Genomic DNA, 17,683 nt, shown 5'->3' with positions numbered 1-17,683 from the left:
GTCCGGCCGCGGCAACACCACCACCTATGTGTTTTCGCTGAAAGGCATCTCGGCGGCGCTGTCGTCTATCGCCAAGTGCAAATAGCCATAGGCCGAGTTTGAGTAAGGGCCGGGCCGCAAGCCCGGCTTTTTTGCTTTTGAAGCGCCGCCGGCCGGCACATTGCAGCGAGCCTTGCCCCGCCGCCGCCCATGACTCCGCCATCAACCTGTGCTATGCGCCGCGCTTCATTTCGGGCACGATGCTGTAATCGGCCGCAAATCGCTTATATTGGCGCAACAATGACCCTTTCATTTGATCTTACCACTGACGGCGCCCGTGACGCGTTGCGCGCCCGCGCCATGCCGGCCGAAAAACCGTCCCTGATCGGCCTGACACGGGCCGAGCTTGGCGCCGCCCTCATTGCGTCAGGCATCGTGCCGGAGCGCCAGGCCAAGATGCGCGCCCAGCAGCTCTGGCACTGGATGTATGTGCGCGGCGTCTCCGACTTCGCCGGCATGTTCAACATCTCCAAGGATCTGCGCGCCGAGCTCGACAAGCATTTCACCATCGCCAGGCCCGAGATCGTCGAGGAGCAGATTTCCTCCGACGGCACGCGCAAATGGCTGTTTCGCTTTCCGCCACGCGGTGCCGGCCGGCCGGTCGAGATCGAGACCGTCTACATCCCCGAAGAAGGCCGCGGCACGCTGTGCATCTCCTCGCAGGTCGGTTGCACGCTGACCTGCTCCTTCTGCCACACCGGCACGCAAAAGCTGGTGCGCAACCTGACGGCGGAAGAAATCCTCGCTCAGCTTCTGACCGCCCGCGACCGGCTCGGCGATTTCCCCGACCGCGACACGCCCGACGGCGCCATCGTGCCGGCCGAGGGCCGGAAAGTGTCCAACGTCGTCATGATGGGCATGGGCGAGCCGCTCTACAATTTTGAGGCGGTGAAGAAGGCGCTGCTGATCGCGTCCGACGGCGACGGGCTGTCGCTGTCGAAGCGCCGCATCACGCTGTCGACCTCCGGCGTCGTGCCGGAGATCTTCCGCACCGGCGAGGAGATCGGCGTCATGCTGGCGATCTCGCTGCATGCCACCAATGACGATCTGCGCGACCTGTTGGTGCCGATCAACAAGAAGTATCCGTTGAAAGAGCTGATCGCCGCCTGCCGCGCCTATCCCGGCCTGTCGAACGCCCGCCGTATCACCTTCGAATATGTGATGCTGAAGGACGTCAACGATTCGATCGAGGATGCCAAAGGATTGATCAAGCTGCTCAAGGGCATTCCGGCCAAGATCAACCTGATCCCGTTCAACCCGTGGCCGGGCACCAACTACCAGTGCTCGGACTGGGAGACGATCGAGAAGTTCGCCGACTACATCAACAATGCCGGCTATGCCTCGCCGATCCGCACGCCGCGCGGCCGCGATATCCTCGCCGCCTGCGGCCAGCTCAAGTCGGACTCGGAGCGCATGCGCAAGGTCGACCGGCTGGCGCTGGAGGCGATGATGATCGCGGGGCACGGCGAGGCGTGAATCGTCTTGTTGCCTGGTTCGGCCACGTCGCATTCATATCTTTGGGTTATGTCATTGCCGTCCTGGTTGCGGTCGCCGCCACCTTCTTCGTGTTGCTGCTCCCGACCGTCCTGCCGGATGGCGGCGCCTGGGGATCGTTTTACCGCAGCGTCCGCGGTGTGGGCTTTGTTTACCAATCCGTGCTCATGACTACTTTCCTGACGGCGCTGCCCGGTTTTCTGCTCACGCTGCTTGTCGCCCGTGGACAAGGCTGGAACCGCTGGCTGCCATTTGCGTGCGCTGGCGCCCTGAACGCCATCCTCGCGCTTCTGGTCTTAAGCGCCTGGACACAAACGACCCCGTTGAACATATCCGCTGCGCCACTCCTGCCCTGTCTACCCGGTGGATTCTCCGGCGGTTATGCCTACTGGGCAGTAACCGGGCGTTTCCTTATCAAACAAAGGGAAGCAGTTTCGGCATGAACCGTCTCTTTGCCTACCTCATCCGCTTCGCCGTCATCCTGATCGGCTATGTCGTCGCCTCGCTGGCTGCCAGCGCCTTCCTCAACGTCATGTTTCTGGCGTCGCTGGGCTACACGCCGGAGCACGCGCACCCTACGGCGACTGCTTCCCTGTATTTTTCGATCCCCTTCGTTGCGCTGTTCGTCGCCTATTTCGCCTTCATGCCGGCGGCGGTCGCCATCCTCGTCTCCGAAATCCTGGGACGGCGTGATTGGCTGTTCTACGCGCTGGCGGGCGCGGTGGTCGCGGCGGTCTTCCTCGGCTTCGCTTACCAGACCGCCGATGCCAATTTCGAGATCACCGATCCGCGCGTCGCCGCTGCCGTGATCGGCTGCGGCATGGTCGGCGGCATTTTCTACTGGCTGAGCGCCGGGCGCTCGGCCGGGAGCTGGCGGCAAGCCGGAAGGTCCGCGCCTACTTCGCCTGGGCGGTCAGGATCTTGAGCGCGAAGGCCGAGAACACCCCGGCGAACAGATAATCGACGACGCGTGTGACGCGCGGGCTGGTCTTCATCGCCGCCGAGAATTTTTCCGCTGCAAACACCATCGGCGCCGTTACCGGGATCGACAGCACGACGAACATCGCGCCGAGGAAAAACAGTTTTCCGGGCGCGTTCGGGTCGTGTGCGGAGACGAACTGCGGCAGGAAAGTCATAAAGAACAGGATGATCTTCGGGTTGAGCAGATTGACGCCGAGCCCCGCCGCCCAGGCGCGGAACAGCGAAATCTCAGGCCCGCTCTTCTTCTCGGGCGAAAACGCCGATCCCTTGGTGATCGCCTGCCACGCCAGGAAGACGAGATAGCCGGCGCCGAAAATCTTGAGCGCAAGAAAGGCCGCCGGCGAGGCAACGATCAGCGCCGAGATGCCGACCACCACCAGCGTGGTGTGGATCAGCGTGCCGCACAGCGCGCCCGCCATCGAGGCAAAGCCGGCGGCGCGACCATGGCTCAGCGTGCGCGAGACGAACAGCGTCATGTCGGGACCCGGCGTGATCGCCAGGATCACGGTGGCGATGGCGAACTGGATCAGCGTGGTGGTGTCGGGAATGAAGGACATGGGCGGGCCCCTGAATGAAGAAGGCGCAGCCTATACCGCAAGCGCCAAGCCGGCGCCAGCTTCTGGCCGGCACCACGGCTGATCCAGTATGCCAGCAGCGACCGGGGGATCGTTCGTCCCTTGCGCTAGCCGGAACCGGCGTGATACCTCGCCCGCGAAGAACCCCGTCGCGGAACCGCCCACAATGCCAAAAGCAAAAGCCGTCAAGAAAGTCGTGCTCGCCTATTCCGGCGGCCTCGACACCTCGATCATCCTGAAATGGCTGCAGACCGAGCTCGGCGCCGAGGTCGTCACCTTCACCGCCGATCTCGGCCAGGGCGGCGAGCTGGAGCCGGCGCGGCGCAAGGCCGAGATGATGGGCATCAAGGACATCCGTATCATGGATGTTCGCGAGGAGTTCGTTTCCGACTTCGTTTTCCCGATGTTCCGCGCCAACGCCGTCTATGAAGGCACCTATTTGCTCGGCACCTCGATCGCCCGCCCGCTGATCTCCAAGCACCTCGTCGAGATCGCCAACGAGACCGGCGCTGATGCGATCGCCCACGGCGCCACCGGCAAGGGCAACGATCAGGTCCGCTTCGAGCTCGCGGCCTATGCGCTCAACCCCGACATCAAGGTCATCGCGCCATGGCGCGACTGGTCGTTCAAATCGCGCACCGACCTGATCAACTTCGCCGAGCAGCACCAGATTCCGGTGCCGAAGGACAAGAAGGGCGATGCGCCGTTTTCGGTCGACGCCAACCTGCTGCACTCGTCTTCCGAGGGCAAGGTGCTGGAAGACCCGTGGACCGAGCCGCCGGAATTCGTCCACCAGCGCACCGTCTCGCCGATGGACGCGCCGGACAAGGTGACCGAGATCGAAATCGAATTCCTGAGGGGTGATCCGATCGCGCTCGATGGCAAGAAACTGTCGCCGGCAACGATGCTGGCGGCGCTCAACGATCTCGGCCGCGACAACGGCATCGGCCGGCTCGACCTGGTCGAGAACCGTTTCGTCGGCATGAAATCGCGCGGCGTCTACGAGACCCCCGGCGGCACCATCCTTATCGCCGCCCACCGGGCGATCGAATCGATCACGCTCGACCGCGGCGCCGCCCACCTCAAGGACGAGTTCATGCCGCGCTATGCCGAGCTGATCTATAACGGCTTCTGGTTCGCGCCCGAGCGGCTGATGCTGCAGGCAATGATCGACAAGAGCCAGGAAGATGTCGAAGGCACGGTGCGGCTGAAGCTCTACAAGGGCAACGTCATCGTCACCGGCCGCAAGTCGAAGAAGACGCTCTATTCCGATGCGCTGGTCACCTTCGAGGACGATCGTGGCGCCTACGACCAGAAGGACGCCGAAGGGTTCATCCGCCTCAACGCGCTGAGGCTAAGGACGCTGGCGGCGCGTAGTCGAAAAAGCTAGCCAGTTCCTCTGTACAGAGGGATTTGGCTCTCTGTACAGAGCCTTAAAGGGACTGTGGCGGCCGGCCTGCAGCCGAAAGGCACTTCTTCAGCTCAACATTGCCTGAAGAATACGCGAGGGAAGGACCATGCGAAAACTGATCTCTACCGGCTCGCCGTTCGAGAAGGCCGCCGGTTATTCGCGCGCCGTGGTGCAGGGCAACTGGTGTTTCGTTTCCGGAACGACCGGCTACGACTATGCGACCATGTCGATGCCGGAGACGGTCGAGGCGCAGACGCGCAATTGCCTGGCGACGATCGCCAAGGCGTTGCAGGACGGCGGCTTCGAGATGGCCGATGTGGTGCGGGCGCATTACTACATCACCGACGCGGCTTTCGTGGACATCGTCTTTCCGATCCTCGGCGAAGCCTTTGGCGACATCAGGCCGGCGGCGACGATGATCGTCTGCCAGCTCAACAAGCCGGAAATGAAGATCGAGATCGAGGTGACGGCACTCAAGCGCACGGCCTGAGCGCGTCGGTGCGGGGCGCCAAGGATCGCCAAAGATGCTCTGAACCAAACGCTTGCGCATAGCCCGCTTGGCGTTTAGCAAGGCCGCGGCTCACGACAGCGCCGCGCGTCCTTTTGGACGCGCAAAGGACGCTGTAGAATTTTGTTTCTGCGCATGATCCTTTCCGAAATCGATTCCGATTTCGGGGTCATGCGCCACAATTAGGATGGTTCTGATGGCTTCGAAAAATCTTCTCCTGCTCGCCGGCGACGGCATCGGCCCCGAGGCCATGGCCGAGGTGAAGAAGCTGATATCAGCCATGAACGACAAGCTCGGCAGTGGTTTCGTCACCGATGAGGGGCTCGTCGGCGGCTGCGCCTATGACGCGCATGGCGCGGCGATTTCCGATGCCGACATGGCCAAGGCGATGGCCGCCGACGCGGTGCTGTTCGGCGCCGTCGGCGGGCCGAAATGGGATGCGGTGCCCTATGAAGTGCGCCCGGAAGCCGGGTTGCTGCGGCTGCGCAAGGATATGGAGCTGTTCGCCAATCTCAGGCCGGCCATCTGCTATCCAGCGCTGGCGGCGTCCTCCTCGCTCAAGCAGGACGTGGTCGAGGGTCTCGACATTCTGATCGTGCGCGAACTCACCGGCGGCGTCTATTTCGGAGAGCCCAAGCAGATCATCGATCTCGGCAACGGCCAGAAACGCGGCATCGACACGCAAGTCTACGACACGTTCGAGATCGAGCGCATTTCGGGTGTTGCCTTCGAATTGGCGCGCACCCGCAAGAACCACGTCACTTCGATGGAAAAGCGCAATGTGATGAAGTCAGGCGTTTTGTGGAACGAGGTCGTCACCCAGACCCACAAGGCGCGCTATGCCGACGTCAAGCTCGACCACATGCTGGCGGACGCCGGCGGCATGCAGTTGGTGCGCTGGCCCAAGCAGTTCGACGTCATCGTCACCGACAATCTGTTCGGCGACATGCTGTCCGACATCGCCGCCATGCTGACCGGCTCGATCGGCATGCTGCCGTCGGCATCGCTCGGCGCGCCGGATGCCAAGACGAAAAAGCGCAAGGCGCTCTACGAGCCGGTGCATGGCTCGGCGCCCGACATATCAGGCAAAGGCATCGCCAATCCGATCGCCATGATCGCCTCCTTCGCCATGTGCATGCGCTATTCCTTCGGCATGGTAACCGAAGCAGACCGTCTGGAAAGCGCCATCGCCGCCGTGCTCGACGACGGCCTGCGCACCAGGGATATTCATTCGCCAGGGATGACCGAGGTCGGCACCACCGAGATGGGCGATGCGATCATCGCCAAGTTCCTGGGCTGAGCCTGTGGCGGTCGACGTCCGCTGGGCGACGACCGGGGATGCGGCTGCACTCGCCACCATGCTGTGCGAGATGGCGGTGCATTACCGGCAGCCGCCGATCGATGCCGACCGGGCTCTGTCTGCCTCGCAGAAATGGCTTGACCAGGAAAGCCCGGCCTATCCGCATTTCGCACTCGCCTTCGCCGAGGGCGAGATTTGCGGGCTTGCGTCGGTTGCGATCGCACATCCCGGCATCGATCTCGAACGGCTGCTGTTCCTCAAGGATCTGTTCGTGCGGGAAAACGTCCGCAATGCCGGTGTCGGTCGGGCTCTGATGGCATTTCTCGCCGGCCATTGCCTGCGCGAAGGCATCGGCCGCATCGACCTGACCACCGAGGACTGGAACGAAGGTGCGCTACGCTTCTACGACGGGCTTGGTGCCGACCGCCATGGCCAGAAAGTCTTTCTCAGGCTGTCCGGCGAGGCGCTGAAGGCGATCGCGATTAAATCCTGACGCCCGCCGGCACCGGCCCCCAAGGGTTTTCGCCGACCTTGGATGGGATAAGCCCAAGGGCCAACACACCCAGCGTGTTGAAGCCTGGAACGAAGTACAGCAAAACGAACCAGCCGCTCAGGCCGATGTCGTGCAGGCGTCGTACCATAAGGGCAAACCACGGCAAGACAGTCAGAAGCAGGAACACGAAGGCTGGCGCATAACCCAAAGCTCCAAATTCCGCCTACGATAGCTGTGATCGCTGCATCGATGAGAACGCCGAACGCAAAAAGCGCGAAGAACACGATCAGCGTGAACAGAAAAAAGCCCCAAAATTCCTTGCGGCGGGCACGGCCGGTGAAGCTGACATGTCTCACTTTGAATGCGCGCCAGAAATACGTCCATAATCCGGTGGTGGATTGGGCAGGTTCAACGCCACGGGGAATGAGGTTGCGGGATTTGGCAGCGCTTGGCCTTCCTGCAATGACGGCGCGCGCAGTCCCATCGTCCGGCTGAAACTCGACGGGCGCGCCTCTGACCAACGCCACGCCGGGACTCAGATCCTCATGCCCGACGATGTAACGCTTGCCGTCGGCCCCATTGATGTATCCAAAACCCTGATCCTGGTCATAATTATAAACCGCGCCGCGCATTGCCTTGCCCCCAAATACTGTGCCGCCTTGATACTATCAAGAGTTGTAGTCAGTTGCAAGGTACACGTTTTAAGCTAGACGCCCGCCGGCACCGGGCCCCACTGATTTTCACGGGCCTGCGTCGGGATCAGCGCGAAGACCAGGATGATCAGCCAGCCGATCGTCGGGATGAGAACCGCCAGAAAAAGCCAGCCGGTCAAGCCGATGTCATGCAGGCGCCGCACGTTCAGTCCGATCCATGGCGGGATTGTCGCCAGCACAAACGCGCCGCAAAGGCCGACCGTCACTGCCGGCAAGTCGTCAATGTTGCCCATGGCGTCGTCGATGAAGAGGCCGATGCCGACGACCACGGTCAGCGCGATCGTCCAGAACAGGAAATAACCCCAATATTCCTTGCGGCGGGCACGTCCGGCGAAATTGAAGTAATTTTCAGTCAGACCTCGCCAGAAGTAGCTCCACAGGCCGGTGGCGGGACCATTTTCAGCGAAACGGCCGAAATGTTGCGGCTTAGGCGCTTCAGGCGCGTTGCCGGTCCGAGAGGGCGCGGCCGCAGCAGCAGGAGCACCGGCCGCAGCCGTCTGGGCGTTAATCGAAAAGACATCGCGCGCATGCCCGCCACCCGGCTGGAACTCAACGAGCGCGCCCTTGGCCACCGACGTCTCGCGGCGCAGATTCTCGCGCGCGAAGCTATAGCGGTTGCCGTCCGCTCCGGTGATGAAACCGAAGCCTTGGGTCTCGTCATAGTGAAGAACCTCGCCGCGCATGCTTGCCCACCCCCATTCGCGTCTCGCCCAGACTGTCTAGAGTTGCGGCGGATCGCAAGGGGTGTCTGCGAAATGCAGTGCATCGACCTGTGTCACGACAATGCGGTGGTGGAGAACTTTGCGGGAGGCGTCGGCGGGACAGCGCCCCCCTCTGTCCTGCCGGACATCTCCCCCACAAGGGGGGAGATCGGCAGCCTCGCCGTCCTGCCCTCTTTCAACGTTTGAGATTGGCGAAAGCCGAGGTGACATCTAATCTCCCCCCTTGTGGGGGAGATGTCCGGAAGGACAGAGGGGGGCGCGAAGGATCGCCGACGCTACGGTCTTCTTCCTGTTACCGCATAGATCCCAGGGTCTCTGCTATAGAAAGGAACTGTCGACGTTCGCGTCGTATCGGCCTGACGGAATCACCGTGTCGAGGACCTAACCCGGCCGCTTCTTCGCTTTCTTGTGTTTCGGCGATCCGCTGGTCTCGAACTTCGGCTTGCCCGGCTTCTTCGCCCAGGGCTTTGCCTCGAGCGCGGCATCGCGCTGTCCGGCCGGCGCCGCGCGCTTCTCGAATTTGGGCGCGTTCTGGTCGAACGTCCGCTTGCCACGGTGCGGTTTCTTGTCCGGCCGTGGTTCCTGATAGCCGGCGCGCGACAGGTCGGGCATGCCGTCCAGCCGCTTCACCGCGATGTTGTTCTGCAGCTTGCGGTCGGGCCCGATCGCCTGGAGAAACCGGTCGGCCCAGTCGGCCGCGATCTGCACGAAGGTTTCCTCCGGCTGCATCTTGATGGCGCCGATCTCACGCTTGCTGATGCCGCCTGTCCGGCACAGCATCGGGATTAGCCAGCGTGGCTCGGCATTCTGCCGGCGCCCCACCGACAGCGAGAACCAGACGCTCTCGCCGAAATCGTCGCGGCGGCTTGGCGCCTCGTCCCTGCGCGCAAACTTGTCACCCGACGGCGTGAACGGAGCGACGTCCAAAAGATCCTCGGGCGCCGAGCGGCTGGAGCGGCAGAGACGCACGAAGGCCGCCGCCACCAGTTCGGCGCCACGTTGGTCGAGAAGCGCATTGACGAAGCCGCGCTCGTCGTCCGAAACGGGCTCGGTGAAAACCGGGTCGGCGAGGATGCGCTCGTCGTCGCGGCGCAGGACGTCGTCGGCTGAAGGCGGGCTTGCCCATGTCGCCGCAAGGCCGGCACTTTGCAGCAGGCGTTCGGTGCGCCTGCGGGCACTGTTGGGCACGATCAGCGCGCTGACGCCTTTGCGTCCCGCCCGCCCCGTCCGTCCGCTTCGGTGCAGCAGCGTCTCCGGGTTAGTCGGCAGGTCGGCGTGGATCACCAGTTCGAGGTTGGGCAGGTCGATGCCGCGCGCCGCCACGTCGGTGGCGATGCAGACTTTTGCGCGGCCGTCGCGCATCGCCTGCAGCGCGTGGCTGCGCTCGTTCTGGCTCAGTTCGCCCGAAAGCGCCACGACGGAAAAGTTGCGGTTGTTGAAGCGCGCGGTCAGGTGATTGACGGCAGCGCGCGTGTTGCAGAACACCAGTGCGTTCTTCGCCTCGTAATAGCGCAGCACGTTGATGATGGCGTTTTCCCGGTCGGCCTGGGCCACGCTCAGCGCCCGGTATTCGATGTCGAGATGCTGCTTCTCCTCGCCGGAGGCCGAGATGCGCACCGCATCGCGCTGGTAGCCCTTGGCCAGCGTGGCGATGGAGCGCGGCACGGTGGCCGAAAACATCAGCGTGCGGCGCTCGGCTGGGGCAGCGTCGAGAATGAATTCGAGATCCTCGCGAAAGCCGAGATCGAGCATCTCGTCGGCCTCGTCGAGCACCACTGCCTTCAGCGCCGACATGTCGAGCGAATGCCGAGTGATGTGGTCGCGCAGTCGGCCAGGCGTGCCGACGACGATGTGGGCACCGCGTTCCAGCGTGCGCCGCTCGGTGCGCATGTCCATGCCGCCGACGCAGGACGCTATCGCTGCGCCGGTCAGTTCGTAGAGCCATTCCAGCTCGCGCGTCACCTGAAGGGCCAGTTCCCGCGTCGGCGCGACAGCCAGCGCCAGCGGTGCCGCGGCATGGGAAAAGCGTTCGGCGCCATCCAGAAGGGTCGGCGCCAGAGCCAGCCCGAAGGCGACGGTCTTGCCGGAGCCGGTCTGCGCCGAAACCAGCGCATCGGCCTGCCCGAGATCGAGAACCGCCTTCTGCACCGGCGTCAGCTCGACATAGCCGCGGTTTTCCAGCGCCTTTGCCAGCGCGGGGACAATAGCTTCGAAATTGGACATATGCTTCTTTCGGAATTCAAGGTCTGTGCTCATCGGAGCGCATGCCGGGGCCGGCAGCGCCAGCCAAACAATCTTGGCCGTTCGTACTTCGCGCGACCATCATTGTACAGGGTGCGCAAAAAACCGCGATCAATTGTCAATGTCGGCGCTGCCCCTCATCTGCCTGCCGGCATCTTCTCCCCGTGAAGAACGGGGAGAAGAGGCTTAGCCGCAACGCCGGCGACCCCTCTCCCCGTTTTTCACGGGGAGAGGGTAAGGGTGAGGGGCAGCGCAAACGCCCAAAAAGGGGCGGGCTATTCAACCTCGCGATTGCGTTGCCGCCTCGCTCGTCGCGATTGACTCTTTACGCAAACCGCGTAAAAGCCGGCACCGAACGGGATAGTTTCGATGCGCGGCCTTTTGATGGCGCTTCTTGCATTCGACCTCCCCGGCCGCAATGCAAACCATTGGGCCGGGCGCGTCGGCGCGTCTCCTCGTTCCAGCAAAACTACGGCTAAAACGACCGCTAAAACGGTCTGAGTTCCCTTGGCCTAACCACCCTCTCCCGGGTCCGGCCCGGGGGTTGAAACCCGCATCGGCCGGCGGGTTTTCTCCAAAAACCGAGCGGAGAGGACAGGAGATTTCGATGAGTTTCAAAGTTGCAATCGTCGGCGCCACGGGCAATGTGGGCCGGGAAATGCTCAACATACTGGAAGAGCGCGGCTTTCCGGTGAGCGAAGTGGTGGCGCTGGCCTCGCGGCGCAGCCAGGGCACGGAAGTGTCGTTCGGCGACCGCACGCTGAAGGTCAGGACGCTCGACCAATATGATTTTTCCGACACCGACATCTGCATCATGTCGGCCGGCGGCAATGTCTCGAAGGAATGGTCGCCGAAGATCGGCAAGCAGGGCTGCGTCGTCATCGATAATTCGTCGGCCTTCCGCTATGACCAGGACGTGCCGCTGATCGTGCCGGAAGTGAACCCGGACGCGATTTCGCTGTTCACGCGCAAGAACATCATCGCCAATCCGAATTGCTCGACGGCGCAGTTGGTCGTGGCGCTGAAGCCGCTGCACGACTTCGCCACCATCAAGCGTGTCGTCGTCGCCACCTATCAATCGGTCTCCGGCGCCGGCAAGGAAGGCATGGACGAGCTGTTCACGCAGACCCGGGCCGTGTTCGTCGCCGATCAGGTCGACGTCAAGAAGTTCACCAAGCGCATCGCCTTCAACGTCATCCCGCATATCGACGTTTTCCTCGACGACGGCTTCACCAAGGAAGAGTGGAAGATGGTGGCCGAGACCAAGAAGATGCTCGACCCCAAGATCAAGCTGACGGCGACCTGCGTGCGCGTGCCGGTGTTCATCGGCCATTCGGAAGCGGTCAACATCGAGTTCGAAAAGCCGATCACCGCCGATGAGGCACGTGAGATTCTGCGCGAGGCGCCGGGCTGTCAGGTTCTCGACAAGCGCGAGGACGGCGGCTACATCACGCCGCTGGATTCGGCCGGCGAGGATGCCACCTTCATCTCGCGCATTCGCGAAGATTCGACCATCGACAATGGCCTGTCGATGTGGATCGTCTCCGACAATCTGCGCAAGGGCGCCGCACTCAACGCGGTGCAGATCGCCGAATTGCTGATCGAGCGCGGACTGATCCAGCCGAAGAAGAAGGCGGCTTAGTTTTCGCTCACGGGCCGTATCGCCGCTGCCGCGGCGGGCCCTCCGCGGGGGCGCCGGACAGCCGGCGGCCCGCGGACGCGGGCTCGGTCTTCGGCCGGATAGCTCCCTTCTCCCAGCTCACGGGGGAAAGGTAGTCACCCCCCGATTCTCCTCCGCCAGCCTCCGCAGCACATCTATCGCCTCCTCCGCCCGGTCGACCGGGACGAACAAATGGTCATGATAGAAGGCCGAGACCGGATTGACGCCGATTTCGGCGGCGGCCAGACGCGTGGTGATGGCGGCGAGGAAGCCTACCGCCTCCAGCGACGAATGGATGTTCAGCGTCACCATCCGGCAGCGGAAGACGGTTTCCAGGCCAGCGGCCTTGGCTTTCGCTTCAAGCGCGATCACCGTCGTGCCCTCGCGCTCGCGAAACAGCATCACCGGCTCGAGGCTGTCTGGCATGGGCGCATCGGGCGGCAGTTTGGCGAAGACATGGATGCCGGGTCGCAATTCCGGCGCCATCGTCGCCAGCAGTTTTTTCAGATCGGTCTCGCCGGCCATCGATTTGCTCCCGAATGTCTTGCGGATTTTCGATAATTTACTTTGCCCCAAACCGGCAAGACGACATCGCCATGTCGCTGGCGGCCGGGCTTGTTCGTGTACTGCATCGCACAATGTAACCGATCAGGACCATTGTCGGTCCGTGAAAGGGGTTTCGATGATCGTTCGCCCGCGGCCGGGATTCTTGCATCTGTTCTTCATCATGCGCGGCTCGGTGGTGCCGCGCATCCTGCCGCAAATCTTCGGCTTCGGCGTCTATGGCGCGCTGGTGGTGCTGGCGGTCAGGGCGCTGAAGCTCGATTTCGGCAATGCCGGCCCTGCGCCGTTCGCCTTGCTCGGTGTGGCGCTGTCGATCTATCTCGGCTTCCGCAACAAATGCCGCCTATGACCGCTGGTGGGAGGCGCGCAAGCTGTGGGGCCAGCTTGTCTTCGACATCCGCAATCTGGCACGTGCCAGCACCGGGCTGATCGAAAACCGGGCGGAACTGCGTGGCTTCTTGATGGAGGCGATCGCCTTCTGCCACTTCCTGCGCGGCCTGCTCAGGCGGGTGGACGCCACGTCGGATGCACGCGCGTTCATCGGCGACGAAGCCGAAAGCGCCGCCAGGGCGGCCAACCCGCCCGACGCCATGGTGCGGCGGATGGGCGAGCGAGCCGCCGCGCTGTACAAGTCCGGGGCGATCGACGTCATGGGCTATCGCATCCTCGACGAGCGCCTGGCTGAAATCGCCGCAGCGCAGGCCGGCTGCGAGCGCATCATGGGAACACCGCTTCCGTTTGCCTACACGCTGCTCCTGCAGCGCACCGCCTATATCTTCTGCCTGCTGCTGCCGTTTGGGCTCGCTTCGACGGCCGGCTGGGCGACGCCGCTGTTCACGGCGCTGATCGCCTACACCTTCTTCGGCCTCGACGCGCTTTCGGAAGAGCTCGAGGATCCGTTCGGCACCGAGGCCAACGATCTCGCCCTCGACGGCCTGTGCCGCGACTGTGAAATTTCGGTGTTCGAGGCGCTCGGCGAGGCGCCACCGAAAATGATCCCTGCCGAAAAGTTCTATTTCTCCTAGGGTTTGTTCCCGCGCCCATCGCAGCACCGTGCATCCAAAAAATCGTAGGCGTGTCGGATCGCCGTCGCGCGCCGCGTCCTTGGTTCGGGTCCTGGCTAAGAGGATCAGTGCTCAAAACAGCCGAAGGGAACATCAATGACCATTTCTCCAACAGCATCCGTCACGCCGCGCGCTGTGGACCGGCCGCGGGCTCAGCGCCCTCATCGTGCTGTTCATGATCTTCGACGGCGTCATCAAGCTGCCGCCGCTCGATATCGTCACCCAGACCATGGTTGAGCTCGGCTGGCCGGCCGATCCCAACGTCTCGCGCATGCTCGGCGTCATCGGGCTGGTCTCGGCCGCGCTCTATGCGGTGCCGCGCACCGCGGTGCTCGGCGCCATCCTGCTCACCGCCTATCTCGGCGGCGCGATCGCGACCCATATACGTATCGGCAGCCCGCTATTCTCGCACACACTGTTCGGCGTCTATCTCGGCGTCATCCTGTGGGGCGGCCTTTTCCTGCGCGATCCCAGGGTGCGCGCGCTGATCCCTTTCACGCGTTAAGCGGCGGTCTCGAAAGCCGTTCTATGGCGGTCGCGCCACCAGAGAGGGCGCTTTCAGCCGCTGCCCTTCTTCGTTGCCTTTGGATCAAATCGCCCGGTTGCGAGTTAGGAGATGTGGCGGTGAGGACGGAAAACCCCCGTTTTGGGAGGAACGACAATGAAGAAACTGGTAGTCCTGATGGTATTGGCAACCTCGCTCGCAGCCTGCTCCCGGACAGAACAGGGCGCTGCGGTCGGTGGCCTGGGCGGCGCTGCGGTCGGTGCTGCAGTGGCCGATGACGCAGTTGGAGGTGCGCTGGTCGGTGGTGCTGTCGGCGCCGTCGCCGGCGCACTGATCGGTCGTGCCACGGAAAGCGGCCAGTGCCGCTATCGCGGTCGCAATGGGCGTGTCTACATCGCCCGCTGCCCGGAAGGCTATTGATCGGGCCACGTCATAAGTCGGACGAAACAGCAAAACGGCGGACAAAAGCGCCCGCCGTTTCGTAGGGGATAGAAAGAATTATTCGGCGGTCGCGGCTTCCGCCTCGGCCGGCGCGGCTGCCGCGGCGGCAACAGCGGCGGCTGCGTCTTCCTGCGCCTTCTTCAGAAGTGCGGCGCGTTCCTGCGCCTTCTTGCCGGGCTCGGCCTTCTTCGGGTTGGAGCGGGCCTCTCGCTTGGCAATGCCGGCCTCGTCGAGGAAGCGCAGCACGCGGTCAGTCGGCTGGGCGCCGTGCTCAAGCCAATGCTTGACGCGGTCGGCGTCGACCTTGACGCGCTCGCCGTCCTTGGGGAGCAGCGGGTTCCACGAGCCGAGCGACTCGATGAAACGGCCGTCGCGCGGCGAACGGGCGTCGGCGACGACGACGTGGTAATAGGGACGCTTCTTCGAGCCCGCACGGGCCAGTCGGATTTTCAGTGGCATTTCTTTTCTCCTAAAACTCTTATTTTCGTTGATCGGGGTTTATGATTGTTGTCAGCCGGTTTTCGTAACGCCGTTTGATGCGGCGATCTGCTCGTGATGCCGGATCACTTCGCGGACGACGAAGTTCAGGAACTTCTCCGCGAAATCCGGGTCGAGATGGGCGTCCTTCGCCAGTTGGCGAAGGCGGGCGATCTGCAGCTGCTCCCGCGCCGGATCGGCCGGCGGCAGGCCGTGCGACGCCTTCAGCACGCCGACCGCCTTGGTGCAGCGGAAACGCTCGGCCAGCATGTGGATGAGCGCCGCGTCGATGTTGTCGATCGAGGCGCGGTAGTCGACCAGCGCCGCACGTGCGTCGGCCATGTCCTTTTCTTCGTTCATGGCGCCCTCACTTCTTCTTGCCGAGTCCGGGCAGCCCGCCACCGCCCAAACCAGGAAGCTTCATGCCGCCGGGCAGCCCGGGCAGGCCGCCACCACCACTGGGAAGGCCGCCGGGAAGACCCTTCATGCCGCCGAGACCGGCTGCCTGCGCCTGCTTCTGCAAGGCTTCGAGCTGCTTGGGGTCCATCTTGGACAGGTCCGGCATGCCGCCGCCCATCATGCCGCCCGGGCCGCCCATACCCCCTGGCATCATGCCGCCGAGGCCCATCTTCTGCGCAAGGCCGCCCATCATGCCGCGCATCAGGCCACCGCCTTTGCCCTTGCCGCCCATCGCCTTCATCATGTCGGCCATGCCGCGGTGCATCTTCAGGAGCTTGTTGATTTCGGCCGCATCGGTGCCGGAGCCGGCGGCGATGCGCTTCTTGCGCGAGTGCTTCAGAATGTCGGGGTTGGCGCGCTCGGCCTTGGTCATCGACGAGATGATGGCGAGCTGGCGGCCGAACATCTTGTCGTCGAGACCGGCGGCGGTCATCTGGTCCTTCATCTTGCCCATGCCCGGCATCATGCCCATGATGCCGCCCATGCCGCCCATCTTCGACATCTGCTGAAGCTGGCCGGCAAGGTCGTTCAGGTCGAACTTGCCCGACTGCATCTTCTTGGCCATCGCCGCCGCCTGTTCGGCGTCGATGTTTTCGGCAGCCTTTTCGACGAGGCTGATGATGTCGCCCATGCCGAGGATGCGGTCGGCGATGCGCTTGGGATGGAATTCCTCCAACCCGTCCATTTTCTCGCCGGTGCCGATCAGCTTGATCGGCTTGCCGGTGACGGCGCGCATGGAAAGTGCCGCACCACCACGGCCATCACCATCCATGCGGGTCAGCACCAGGCCGGTGATGCCGACGCGCTCATCGAAGCTTTTCGCCAGATTGACGGCGTCCTGGCCGGTCAGCGAATCGGCGACCAACAGGATCTCGTGCGGCGACGACACCTTCTTGATGTCGGCCATCTCGACCATCAGCGGCTCATCGATATGGGTGCGGCCGGCGGTGTCGAGGATCACGATGTCATGGCCGCCGAGCTTTGCCGCCTGCACGGCGCGGCGGGCGATGTCGACCGGCGTCTGGCCCTCGACGATCGGCAGCGTGGCGACCTTGACCTGCTCGCCGAGCTGACGGAGCTGCTCCTGCGCGGCGGGACGCCGCGTGTCGAGCGAGGCCATCAGGACCTTCTTGTTCTGACGCTCGTTGAGGCGCTTGGCGATCTTGGCCGATGTCGTCGTCTTGCCGGAGCCCTGCAGGCCAACCATCATGATGACGACCGGAGCCGGTGCGTTGAGGTCGATGGCGACGCCCTCGGCGCCCAGCATCTCGACCAGCTCGTCATGGACGATCTTGACGACCATCTGGCCCGGCTTGATCGACTTCACCACAGCAGCGCCGACGGCCTTCTCGCGCACCTTGTCGGTGAAGGAACGCACCACTTCCAGCGCCACGTCTGCCTCGAGCAGCGCACGGCGCACCTCGCGCAGCGCCGCCGAGACATCGGCCTCGGACAGGGCACCGCGGCCGGTGAGGCCGTTCAGGATCGAGCCAAGACGCTCCTGTAGCGATTCAAACATTCTTTTTCCTTTTCCCTGGCACCCGGATGATGCCCGAGAGGTAATGCGTTCGCGCCCAGTGTCCAAACAGTCCGAGCAAAAGTCCAAAGCCAAAAAGCACCCGGGGGCGCACAGCGCTGCCGGATGTTGGCCTCCAGGATCGATTTACAGCACGTCACCTCAACGAGGTTTCGGCGTCCCGGTCGGCTTGCTCGGAGGGATACTCGTCGCGGAATTCGCGGCGTGTAGACAGGAAATCGGGCGCGGAGTCAAGGTACGGACGTGATATGGCCAGGTCAGGCCCTTCCCTTCTCCCCTTGTGAGGGCTTTGCACGGGGAGCGAAGTGGATTTCGGTGGTCAGTGAGGGCCTTTTTGAAGGCCGGCAGAGCGGTTTTCCGCGGCCCTTGCGGGGCCTTTGTCGGTTTAGGCAGCCATCCTGCCGGATTGTGGACGCACTCCTCCCTCATGTCCGCCTCTCATCGGGTGGATAGAGGACGCCAATCATGGTGCGCAGATTGTAAGCGCAGGCGGCCAGTA

17 protein-coding genes and 3 pseudogenes are annotated in these 17,683 nt (G+C 63.4%); 11 read left to right on the top strand and 9 right to left on the bottom strand.

Features of this window, described 5'->3' with window-relative positions; translation table 11 throughout:
- Positions 1–279: 279 nt before the first annotated feature.
- Genes rlmN through EOB36_RS28490 form a run of 3 tightly spaced genes read left to right on the top strand, consistent with a single transcriptional unit; the run spans position 280 to position 2,458 of the window.
- On the top strand, positions 280–1,515 hold the full coding sequence (rlmN, locus tag EOB36_RS28500; RefSeq protein WP_095484860.1) for a 23S rRNA (adenine(2503)-C(2))-methyltransferase RlmN: 1,236 nt from the start codon (positions 280–282) through the stop codon (positions 1,513–1,515).
- Complete coding sequence (locus EOB36_RS28495) at positions 1,512–1,976, top strand: hypothetical protein (protein ID WP_095484859.1); 465 nt, start codon at positions 1,512–1,514, stop codon at positions 1,974–1,976. The genes rlmN and EOB36_RS28495 overlap by 4 nt, the downstream gene beginning before the upstream one ends.
- Positions 1,973–2,458, top strand: a complete 486-nt coding sequence (locus EOB36_RS28490; RefSeq protein ID WP_095484858.1) for a hypothetical protein — start codon at positions 1,973–1,975, stop codon at positions 2,456–2,458. Before EOB36_RS28495 ends, EOB36_RS28490 begins: the two co-directional genes overlap by 4 nt.
- On the opposite strand, the gene EOB36_RS28485 is transcribed toward EOB36_RS28490, so the two are convergent.
- Entirely contained in the window at positions 2,430–3,071 is a 642-nt protein-coding gene (locus EOB36_RS28485) for a LysE family translocator (protein WP_095484857.1), read from the bottom strand. The two genes, EOB36_RS28490 and EOB36_RS28485, sit on opposite strands and share 29 nt — an antisense overlap.
- A 184-nt stretch (positions 3,072–3,255) precedes the next feature.
- On the opposite strand from EOB36_RS28485, the gene EOB36_RS28480 reads away from it, so the two are divergent.
- The 4 genes from EOB36_RS28480 (at position 3,256) to EOB36_RS28465 (ending at position 6,801) form a co-directional block, all read left to right on the top strand.
- Positions 3,256–4,479, top strand: coding sequence for an argininosuccinate synthase (locus EOB36_RS28480; RefSeq protein WP_127205918.1), 1,224 nt, complete (start codon positions 3,256–3,258; stop codon positions 4,477–4,479).
- Positions 4,480–4,606: 127 nt separating this feature from the next.
- Complete coding sequence (locus EOB36_RS28475; RefSeq protein ID WP_127205917.1) at positions 4,607–4,990, top strand: RidA family protein; 384 nt, start codon at positions 4,607–4,609, stop codon at positions 4,988–4,990.
- Positions 4,991–5,204: 214 nt separating this feature from the next.
- Positions 5,205–6,308: a 3-isopropylmalate dehydrogenase gene (gene leuB, locus EOB36_RS28470; RefSeq protein WP_127205916.1), complete on the top strand. Its 1,104-nt coding sequence runs from the start codon at positions 5,205–5,207 to the stop codon at positions 6,306–6,308.
- Positions 6,309–6,312: 4 nt separating this feature from the next.
- Positions 6,313–6,801, top strand: coding sequence for a GNAT family N-acetyltransferase (locus EOB36_RS28465; RefSeq protein WP_128244170.1), 489 nt, complete (start codon positions 6,313–6,315; stop codon positions 6,799–6,801).
- Here EOB36_RS28465 and EOB36_RS35835 read toward each other — a convergent pair.
- The 4 genes and pseudogenes from EOB36_RS35835 to EOB36_RS28445 form a co-directional block, all read right to left on the bottom strand.
- On the bottom strand, positions 6,791–7,009 hold the full coding sequence (locus EOB36_RS35835; RefSeq protein ID WP_281035503.1) for a DUF805 domain-containing protein: 219 nt from the start codon (positions 7,007–7,009) through the stop codon (positions 6,791–6,793). The two genes, EOB36_RS28465 and EOB36_RS35835, sit on opposite strands and share 11 nt — an antisense overlap.
- Positions 7,010–7,086: 77 nt before the next feature.
- Positions 7,087–7,433: pseudogene (locus tag EOB36_RS35830) on the bottom strand (DUF805 domain-containing protein); the annotation flags it as partial.
- Positions 7,434–7,507: 74 nt separating this feature from the next.
- On the bottom strand, positions 7,508–8,197 hold the full coding sequence (locus EOB36_RS28455) for a DUF805 domain-containing protein (RefSeq protein WP_127206429.1): 690 nt from the start codon (positions 8,195–8,197) through the stop codon (positions 7,508–7,510).
- A gap of 420 nt (positions 8,198–8,617) precedes the next feature.
- Positions 8,618–10,459 (bottom strand): DEAD/DEAH box helicase, encoded by a 1,842-nt coding sequence (locus tag EOB36_RS28445; protein WP_128244171.1) that lies wholly within the window; start codon positions 10,457–10,459, stop codon positions 8,618–8,620.
- A 625-nt stretch (positions 10,460–11,084) separates the two neighbouring features.
- Between EOB36_RS28445 and EOB36_RS28440 the strand changes: the two genes are divergently transcribed.
- The gene (locus EOB36_RS28440; RefSeq protein WP_095484850.1) at positions 11,085–12,119 is read left to right on the top strand and encodes an aspartate-semialdehyde dehydrogenase; all 1,035 of its coding nucleotides are present in this window, start codon (positions 11,085–11,087) and stop codon (positions 12,117–12,119) included.
- Positions 12,120–12,236: 117 nt separating this feature from the next.
- Here the strand turns inward: EOB36_RS28440 and EOB36_RS28435 are convergent, their stop codons facing one another.
- Complete coding sequence (locus tag EOB36_RS28435; protein ID WP_127206431.1) at positions 12,237–12,662, bottom strand: ACT domain-containing protein; 426 nt, start codon at positions 12,660–12,662, stop codon at positions 12,237–12,239.
- A gap of 157 nt (positions 12,663–12,819) precedes the next feature.
- Between EOB36_RS28435 and EOB36_RS28430 the strand changes: the two are divergent.
- The 3 genes and pseudogenes from EOB36_RS28430 to EOB36_RS28420 all read left to right on the top strand — a co-directional run bounded on the left by EOB36_RS28430 (position 12,820) and on the right by EOB36_RS28420 (position 14,690).
- Positions 12,820–13,726 (top strand): annotated as a pseudogene (locus tag EOB36_RS28430) (bestrophin family ion channel).
- 135 nt (positions 13,727–13,861) lie between these two features.
- Positions 13,862–14,270: pseudogene (locus EOB36_RS28425) on the top strand (DoxX family protein).
- Between the two features lie 156 nt (positions 14,271–14,426).
- Entirely contained in the window at positions 14,427–14,690 is a 264-nt protein-coding gene (locus tag EOB36_RS28420) for a glycine zipper domain-containing protein (protein WP_095484846.1), read from the top strand.
- 78 nt (positions 14,691–14,768) lie between these two features.
- Here EOB36_RS28420 and rpsP read toward each other — a convergent pair whose 3' ends face one another.
- The 3 genes from rpsP to ffh are packed head-to-tail and all read right to left on the bottom strand — an operon-like array spanning position 14,769 to position 17,166.
- A complete protein-coding gene (gene rpsP, locus EOB36_RS28415) occupies positions 14,769–15,170 on the bottom strand; it encodes a 30S ribosomal protein S16 (RefSeq protein ID WP_095484845.1) in 402 nt (133 codons plus the stop codon).
- A gap of 51 nt (positions 15,171–15,221) precedes the next feature.
- Positions 15,222–15,548 (bottom strand): chorismate mutase, encoded by a 327-nt coding sequence (locus tag EOB36_RS28410; protein ID WP_128286191.1) that lies wholly within the window; start codon positions 15,546–15,548, stop codon positions 15,222–15,224.
- 7 nt (positions 15,549–15,555) lie between these two features.
- Positions 15,556–17,166: a signal recognition particle protein gene (ffh, locus tag EOB36_RS28405; RefSeq protein WP_127206434.1), complete on the bottom strand. Its 1,611-nt coding sequence runs from the start codon at positions 17,164–17,166 to the stop codon at positions 15,556–15,558.
- Positions 17,167–17,683 lie beyond the last annotated feature (517 nt).

Origin of the sequence: Mesorhizobium sp. M6A.T.Cr.TU.017.01.1.1 (genome assembly GCF_004023115.1) — a bacterium.
In the GTDB taxonomy this organism is placed as follows: domain Bacteria; phylum Pseudomonadota; class Alphaproteobacteria; order Rhizobiales; family Rhizobiaceae; genus Mesorhizobium; species Mesorhizobium mediterraneum.
This window is presented reverse-complemented; position numbering and strand designations above follow the sequence as displayed.